Origin of the sequence: Methyloceanibacter marginalis (genome assembly GCF_001723295.1) — a bacterium.
Classification (GTDB): domain Bacteria; phylum Pseudomonadota; class Alphaproteobacteria; order Rhizobiales; family Methyloligellaceae; genus Methyloceanibacter; species Methyloceanibacter marginalis.
Genome location: NZ_LPWD01000042.1, coordinates 1 through 7,823 on the forward strand (window position 1 = coordinate 1; position 7,823 = coordinate 7,823).

General features: G+C 66.4%; 7 protein-coding genes and 1 pseudogene. 6 read left to right on the plus strand and 2 right to left on the minus strand.

Features of this window, described 5'->3' with window-relative positions; translation table 11 throughout:
* The 4 genes and pseudogenes from AUC71_RS19125 to AUC71_RS02310 all read left to right on the plus strand — a co-directional run.
* Positions 1–401: pseudogene (locus tag AUC71_RS19125) on the plus strand (hypothetical protein); the annotation flags it as partial.
* Positions 380–1,492 carry a type 1 glutamine amidotransferase family protein gene (locus tag AUC71_RS20665; protein WP_244500762.1) on the plus strand — a complete coding sequence of 371 codons (1,113 nt, stop codon included), beginning with the start codon at positions 380–382 and terminating at the stop codon, positions 1,490–1,492. The pseudogene AUC71_RS19125 and the gene AUC71_RS20665, both read left to right, overlap by 22 nt.
* A 182-nt stretch (positions 1,493–1,674) precedes the next feature.
* A complete protein-coding gene (locus AUC71_RS02305) occupies positions 1,675–2,526 on the plus strand; it encodes a DUF4159 domain-containing protein (RefSeq protein WP_244500763.1) in 852 nt (283 codons plus the stop codon).
* A gap of 3 nt (positions 2,527–2,529) precedes the next feature.
* Complete coding sequence (locus tag AUC71_RS02310; RefSeq protein WP_069622973.1) at positions 2,530–4,623, plus strand: hypothetical protein; 2,094 nt, start codon at positions 2,530–2,532, stop codon at positions 4,621–4,623.
* A gap of 11 nt (positions 4,624–4,634) precedes the next feature.
* On the opposite strand, the gene AUC71_RS02315 is transcribed toward AUC71_RS02310, so the two are convergent.
* Positions 4,635–5,027: a GNAT family N-acetyltransferase gene (locus AUC71_RS02315; RefSeq protein WP_342021639.1), complete on the minus strand. Its 393-nt coding sequence runs from the start codon at positions 5,025–5,027 to the stop codon at positions 4,635–4,637.
* 475 nt (positions 5,028–5,502) lie between these two features.
* On the opposite strand from AUC71_RS02315, the gene wrbA reads away from it, so the two are divergent.
* Both wrbA and AUC71_RS02325 read left to right on the plus strand, forming a co-directional pair.
* Positions 5,503–6,120, plus strand: coding sequence for an NAD(P)H:quinone oxidoreductase (gene wrbA, locus AUC71_RS02320; RefSeq protein ID WP_069622974.1), 618 nt, complete (start codon positions 5,503–5,505; stop codon positions 6,118–6,120).
* Between the two features lie 24 nt (positions 6,121–6,144).
* A complete protein-coding gene (locus AUC71_RS02325) occupies positions 6,145–7,125 on the plus strand; it encodes a glutathione S-transferase family protein (protein WP_069622975.1) in 981 nt (326 codons plus the stop codon).
* Between the two features lie 23 nt (positions 7,126–7,148).
* Here the strand turns inward: AUC71_RS02325 and AUC71_RS02330 are convergent, their stop codons facing one another.
* Positions 7,149–7,661 (minus strand): NUDIX domain-containing protein, encoded by a 513-nt coding sequence (locus tag AUC71_RS02330; protein WP_069622976.1) that lies wholly within the window; start codon positions 7,659–7,661, stop codon positions 7,149–7,151.
* Positions 7,662–7,823: the final 162 nt, after the last annotated feature.

A 7,823-nucleotide genomic window follows, 5' to 3' on the forward strand; every position in this document is an offset into this window, starting at 1 on the left:
CCGGGCGCCGCGAGGCCATCGCCGCGGCCATCGACCGCGCCAGCCGCGACGGCCGTACCGTTCTGCTTGCGCCGACCGCCTCGGACCAGCCGATCGGCGAACCCGTTCCCGCCGACGCGGCCCAAGAGCGCATCACCGGCCTGAACCCGGAGCCCTACGCACCCGACCGCGCGAAGCTCGCCGCGGCTCTGGACAGAGATCTCGCGACCAAGACCGGCTATAGCGTCGTCTGGCTGTCCGACGGCCTCAACTATGGCGAGGGCGAAACCTTCACGGCGAGCCTCGCCAAGCTTGCGGGCGGCGGCGGCAGTCTCACCGTGCTTCAGCCCGAAACGGGCGATACGCCGCTTGGCCTCGGTCAAGCACCGGCGAAGGCGGCGTGCTGGCCGGACGTGTTCTGAGCGGCACCGACGGCCCGCGCAAAGGCACGGTCAGAGCCCTGACCGGACGCGGCGAGCCGCTCGGCGAAGCACCTTTCACCATCGAGGCGAGTCAGCGCGAAGCGAAGGCGAGCTTCGATCTGCCGCTCGAGATCCGCAATCAGGTGGCGCGCATCCAGATCAAGGGCGAGCGCTCCGCGGGCGCCGTGCATCTGCTCGATGCCAGCTCGCAGTGGCACCGCGTCGGCATCGTCTCAGGCGAATCCCGCGAGGAGGCGCAGCCGCTCCTATCGCCGCTCTATTATGTGGAACGCGCTCTGTCGCCCTATGCCGACGTCATCACACCGAATGAGCGCAATGCCGCGACCGCGGTGCGAGACCTGATCGAAAAACAACGCGTCTCCACCATCGTGCTCGCCGATATCGGTAAGCTGGTCGCCGGAACGCAGGAAGATCTCGAAGAGTGGCTCGGCCAGGGCGGCGTCCTGATCCGCTTTGCCGGCCCCCGGCTCGAGCAAGGCGGCGACGAGCTGTTGCCCGTAGCGCTGCGCCGTGGCGGGCGCTCCCTGGGCGGTTCGCTCTCCTGGAGCACGCCGCAGCCGCTGGCGCCGTTCGAAGAGACGAGCCCGTTCGATGGGCTCGAGGTCCCTGAGGACGTGCGCGTGAACCGGCAAGTGCTCGCCGATCCCACCGTAGCCATGGATGCCGAGGTCTGGGCAACGCTCGCCGACGGTACGCCGCTTGTCACCGCCGCCAAGCAAGGCGAAGGCTGGATCGTGCTGTTCCACGTCACCGCCAACTCCGATTGGTCGAACCTGCCCCTTTCCGGCCTCTTCGTGGAGATGCTCCGCCGCGCGATCGCCCTGGGCCCGAGCCAAGTGGGGCCCCGACGGACGAAGAAGGCGCCACGATCGAGGCCGGCACGCCGCAAGCCAGTTCGACCACCGCGCTCTCCCCCATCCAAACCCTGGACGGTTTCGGACAGTTGGTGCCGCCGCCGCTGCGCGCCGCACCGATCGCACCGGATCAACTCGCCAAGACCGTACCGGGCCCCGATCATCCGCCCGGCTATTACGGGCCAACGGGCGCGGCCCGTGCGCTCAACATCGTGACGCCGGTCACCAAGCTTACACCGCTCCCTCCCGTGGAAGGTGCGAGCGCGGTGAGCGGCTATACTTTGAAGAAGCCCATGGCTCTCGAGCCTTGGCTCTACGTGGCCGCGCTCGCCCTGTTTGGCCTCGATATCCTCGCAGTGCTCGCACTGAGCACGGGCTTCCGCTTCCGGCGGCGTCAAATGGCAACCGCCGCCGCAATCGCCTTTGTATTGGCTCTCGTACCCTTGGCGTTGCCGGCACCGGCGTCCGCGGCCGGGGCGGAGCGCGCGCCTGAGACGACCGGTAATCCGGCCGACGATTTCGCCCTCCAAGCTTCGACCAAGACGCGTCTCGCCTATGTGCTGACCGGGGACGCTGAAATCGACCGTACCAGCGAGGAAGGCCTCGGAGGCCTGAGCAAGGTCCTGCGCGCCCGCACGGCGCTCGAGCCCGGCGCGCCCATGGGCGTCGATATCGAGAGCGACGAGCTGTCCTTCTTCCCGATTCTTTATTGGCCGGTGCGCGAGGATAGCGAGCCGATGTCGGACAAGACCCTCGCCAAGGTCGACGCCTATATGAAGCAAGGCGGCATGATCATCTTCGACACGCGCGATCAGGAGCGCGTCGCCTATGGCGGCACCCAAGGCAAGGCGCTGACCCGCCTGATCGGTCAGCTCGACATCCCGCCGCTCGAGCCGGTGCCGGAAAACCACGTGCTCACCAAGTCGTTCTATCTGATGAACAGCTTCCCCGGCCGGTGGGACGGCGGCTCGCTGTGGCTCGAGGCCGAGCCTGCCGACGAGGCGGAGCGCAGCGAGCGGTCGCGCCGCACCGACGGCGTGAGTTCCCTCGTCATCACCTCGAACGATCTCGCCTCGGCCTGGGCGCTCGACGAAGCGAACCGGCCGATCTATCCCGTCGTCCCCGGCGGCGAGGTGCAACGCGAGATGGCGTTTCGCGCCGGGGTAAACCTGGTGATGTACGCGCTCACCGGCAACTACAAGGCCGATCAGGTGCATGTTCCCGCCCTCCTCGAGCGTCTGGGACAGTAGATCATGAGCTGGTCCATCGAGTTCCTTCCCTTCGTCCCCTGGCCGGTTCTCTGGATCGTCGCCGGAATCGGCGTCGCATTGCTCGCATTGCTGTTCTGGCGTGCCCGTCGCGGCGCCGTCCTAAGGTTGCTCGCCTTTGCCATGCTGATGCTGGCGCTTGCGAACCCGCACCTCAAACAAGAAGACCGCGAGCCCCTCAACGACATCGTCACTGTGGTGATCGACGACAGCCAAAGTCAGACCATCGCCGGACGCACCAAGCGCACCGAGGAGGTGCGGAAGGGCCTGGAGGAACGTCTCAAGACGGTCCCGGATCTCGACGTGCGTTTCGTCCGGTCGACCTCGACCGTCGCCGATAGCGACCGTGACGGCACCATGCTGTTCAGCGATCTCGGTCAAGCGCTCGCGGACGTGCCGCCCGATCGTCTGGCCGGTGTGATCATGATCACCGACGGCGAAGTGCACGACGTGCCGGGATCGGCGTCCGCGCTCGGTTTCGATGCGCCGGTGCATGCGCTGCTGACCGGCAAGGAGGGCGAGTTCGACCGCAGGCTCGAAGTGACGGCCGCGCCGCGCTTCGGCATCGTGGGCAGCAACCAATCCATCGAGGTCAAGGTCACCGAGACGAAGCCGGGCGAGACCGACATCGCCACGCTGACCATTACGCATCAAGGCCAAGCGTCGAAGACCAAGACCGTCCGCGTCGGCGAGACCGTCGAAATCCCCGTGGAGATCGACCACGCAGGGCCGAACATCGTGGAGATCGAGACCGACACCGCACCGGGCGAACTGACCACTATCAACAACCGTGCCCTGCTCACCGTGGAGGGCGTGCGCGAGAACCTACGCGTGCTTCTGGTCTCCGGTGAGCCCATGGCCGGCGAGCGCACGTGGCGCAACATGCTGAAGTCCGACGCCGCCGTCGACCTCGTGCATTTCACCATCCTGCGTCCCCCGGAGAAGCAGGACGGCACGCCGATCAATCAGCTTTCACTGATCGCCTTCCCCACCCGCGAGTTGTTCCAGGAGAAGCTCGATCAGTTCGACCTGATCATCTTCGACCGCTATCAGCGCCGCGGCGTGTTGCCCTTGCTCTATCTGGAGAACGTGGCCCGCTATGTGGAACGGGGTGGCGCGGTGCTCGTCTCTTCCGGCGACGACTACGCCTCCGCGCTCAGTCTTTACCGTACGCCGCTCGGGCAGATCCTGCCGGCGGTACCGTCGGGGCGCGTCATCGAGAAGCCGTTCAAGCCGGCACTCACCGTTCTCGGCGGGAAGCATCCCGTCACCAGCGAGCTGCCCGGCGCACGCGGCGGTGCCAATGGCGATGAGCCGACCTGGGGCCGGTGGTTCCGCGTGGTCGATGTCAGCCCGCAAGACGGTGAAGTCCTCATGAAGGGCGCCGACGACAAACCGCTTCTCGTCATCGGCGAACGCGGCAAGGGCCGCGTGGCGCTTCTGCTTTCCGACCACGCGTGGCTGTGGGCGCGCGGCTATGACGGCGGCGGACCTTACTCCGACCTGCTGCGCCGCCTGGCCCACTGGCTGATGAAGGAGCCCGAGCTCGAGGAAGAGACCCTGAAGGCCACGAGCAAGGGACAGACGCTCATCATCGAGCGCCGCTCCATCGAGGACGAGGTCGAGCCCGTCACCGTGACCACGCCGTCCGGCGAGGAAGAGACGGTCACCCTCGACAAGGGCGAGCGAGGGATCTGGCGCAAGACCATGACCGTGGACGAGCAAGGCGTTTACCGCGTGTCCTCGGGCGAACTCGCCAGCATCGTCACCGTGGGCAAGGCGAACACCCGCGAGCTCGCCGCGGTGACCGCGACCGACGGACCGCTCGGCCCGATCTTGGAGGAAACCGGCGGCGGCGCCTTCTGGCTCGGCCGCGAGGCGGGCGAGGCCTCCGACCTGCCCCGCCTCGCGATGATCCGCAGCGGCCATGTGATGCATGGCGGCGACTGGCTCGGCCTGCACAAGCGCGATGCCTATCACGTCAAGGGCGTGCGGCTTTTCCCGCTGTTCACCGGCTTCCTCGCGCTGGCGCTGCTGCTCGGCCTTCTCGCCGCGACGTGGTTCCGCGAAGGCCACTAGTAGGCCCGCAGCTAGCGCGGATGCGCCGCAACCGCCCCGGTCATGCCCTCAAGCGCGCCCGCCTCCAACGCCACGGCAAGCAAGCGGCCAGGATCCACCGGACCCGGCAGCGTGATCGTGCCGGGCGCGACAGGCGCGAAGCCGAAGCGGCCGTAATACGGCATGTCGCCCACGAGCAGCACGAAGCCGAAGCCTTCGGCACTTGCCCGCGTCAGGCCCTCGCCGACCAGCGCCTTGCCATAGCCCTGGCCTTTGACGGACGGATCCACGACGAGCGGCCCAAGCAGTGCGCCGCCTTCCTGGCCGCCAATCTTGATCGCCGTGAAGCGGACGCCGCCCACGAGCGCGTTGTCCAGCCAGCCGGTGAGGCTGAGCGGCTGGACCGGCGGCACGCCCTCGCGCACCCGATACGCGGTGCGGGCAAAGCGGCCAGGCCCGAGGCTTGCGCGGATAGTTTCGACAGAGCCGGCGCGTCGGCGGCAGTCTCGAGGCGGATTTCAAAGGTCATGGCGTTCGCACCAAATTTGCGGGTCGAGGGAAATCTCCCACCGGCAGGCGCCAAACGCGATTCTTCGAGAGAACAGGACGAGGCGGCGGCGGCGAGGCTAAGCAGTCCGCGTAAAGCGGGCGCGCGCTCGTCGTCGGGGAAAGGCCGAATTTGTGCTTCTCGTCCACATAGCGGCGCTGCCTTATCATGGACGGCGCCCCGAGGTCCAGCGCTCCGGGCGGCCGGATGCGACGATATCTCGTTAAGTTTACGAAGCCGTCCAAGTTCAGTATGTGTTATCGCCTCTCGTCACATTGTTGAATCTGCTAAACTAAAGACTGGCGAGGAGGGGCCGTGAAGCCACGCCCCTTAAGGTCAAGCGGGGGCTTTTCATGGCGGACACGGCGCAACTGCTCGTTCTTTATCATTCGTCCTACGGGCACACGGAGACTCTGGCTTACGCGATCGCCCACGGCGTGCGCGCGGTGGAAGGCGCCCAGGTCGCCGTCAAGCGCGTGCCCGAGCTGATGCCCGAGGAGGTCATGCGCGGCGCCGGCATGAAAGTCGAGCAGCTGGCCCCCATCGCCGAGCCCCAGGAACTCGCAGATTATGACGGCATCATCGTCGGCACACCGACCCGCTTCGGCAACATGTCCGCCCAGATGCGCCACTTCTTCGACCAGACCGGCCCGCTCTGGGTTTCGGGCGCCCTGATCGGCAAGGTCGGCAGCGTCTTCACCTCGACCTCGACCGGCGGCGGCAACGAGACCACCATCGTCTCCGTCCACTGGACGATGCTCCATCACGGCATGGTCGTGGTCGGCCTGCCCTACTCCGCGCCTGACCTTCCCGACATCAGCGAGGTGAAAGGCGGCTCGCCCTACGGCGCCGGCACCATCGCCGCGCCCGACGGTTCCCGCACGCCCTCCCAGAAGGAGCTCAACCTCGCGAGCTTCCAAGGCCACCACGTCGCCAAGATCGCCATGAAGCTTGCCGGCGGCGACGCGTAAGCCGCAAGACCAACACGGAGCGGCATGGGACTTCTCGTTGACGGCGTCTGGTACGACAAGGGCTACGATACCGAGGCCCATGGCGGACAGTTCGAGCGCGAACCCACCACGCTGCGCAATTGGATTACCGCGGACGGATCCGCCGGCCCGAGCGGCGAAGGCGGCTTCCGAGCCGAGCGAGGCCGCTACCATCTCTACGTCTCGTATGCATGTCCGTGGGCGCACCGGACGATCATCTTCCGCAAGCTGAAGGGGCTCGAGGACGCGATCAGCCTCGACGTCGTCCACCCCTATATGGGCGACAAAGGCTGGACCTTCGACACGAATTTCGAGGGGGCGACCGGCGACCGCGTCAACGGCCTCGAGAAGCTTGCCGATGTCTATCTCAAGGCGGTTTCGGATTTCACCGGCCGCGTGACCACACCGGTCCTGTGGGACAAGAAGCGCGAGACCATCGTCTCCAACGAATCCTCCGAGATCATCCGCATGCTCAACAGCGCCTTCGACGCCGCCGGCGCCACGGGTGCGGACTACTATCCGGCACCCTTGCGGCCGGAGATCGAGGCGATCAACGACGAGGTCTATGGCACGATCAACAACGGCGTCTATCGCTGCGGCTTCGCCAGCCGCCAAGACGCCTACGAGAAAGCCTTCAAAGCGTTGTTCGACTCCCTCGACGCGGTCGAGAAGCGCTTGGGGCGTCATCGCTATCTAGCCGGCGACACGCTGACGGAAGCCGACTGGCGCCTGTTCGTCACGCTTCTCCGCTTCGATCCCGTCTATGTCGGTCACTTCAAGTGCAACCTCCGGCGGATCGCGGACTATCCAAACCTGTCGAACTATACACGCGAGCTCTACCAGGTCCCGGGCATCGCCGAGACGGTGCGCCTCGATCACATCAAGACCCACTATTACCGCAGCCATCCCTGGATCAATCCGACCGGCATCGTGCCGCGCGGTCCGGAGATCGACTATTCCGCACCGCACGATCGGGCGCGTCTCTGAGGCGAGATGCCCGGGCTCATTGCTCACGGCTTCCAGCGCGCGCTGAGCGGAGCGTTATCGAAGATCTCGGCGAAGCGATGCCGCGTCCCGAGATCCGTCAGGGCCGGCACCTCGTCGGACGCGAACATGCCGGTCTCGGCGATCTCGCCCTTTTGCCGGTACTCGCCCGCCCTCGACCACTCCCGCACGAGATAGACGGCGATATGATCGCCCGGGAAATTGGCGTTGTTGGAGAAGATGCCGTGCAGCACGGGCGGGCCCGTAAGCGTCACGCCGACTTCTTCTTCGAGCTCGCGCAGGAGCGCATCTTCCAGCGTCTCCCCCCATTCCACGCCGCCGCCGGGAAAAAACCAGCCCGGCCGATAGCCGTGGCGCACGAGCAGAACCCGATCCTGCTCGTCGATCACCACGCCTTGCGCGCCGAGCGTCATGCCCCGGCGCATGCGCCAGAACGGGCGCAGCATCGCCGTGATCAGACGCGAAGCCGTGGCACTCCGAGATGGTTTGACGCTCAGCGCATCCTCCTTACCTAACATCGGCGGGCCCCCGGCCCACGCACCTCTTTCCACGATCCTTGCATCCATGAGGACATGGTTCATCGCCGCGCCGCGCCGAGCGCGAAGCGAGGTTACTTTCTCCCATTGTCTCCCTCATGAGCAAGGACAGCGGGGCACCGATCGGCCGCGATCCTACTGCAG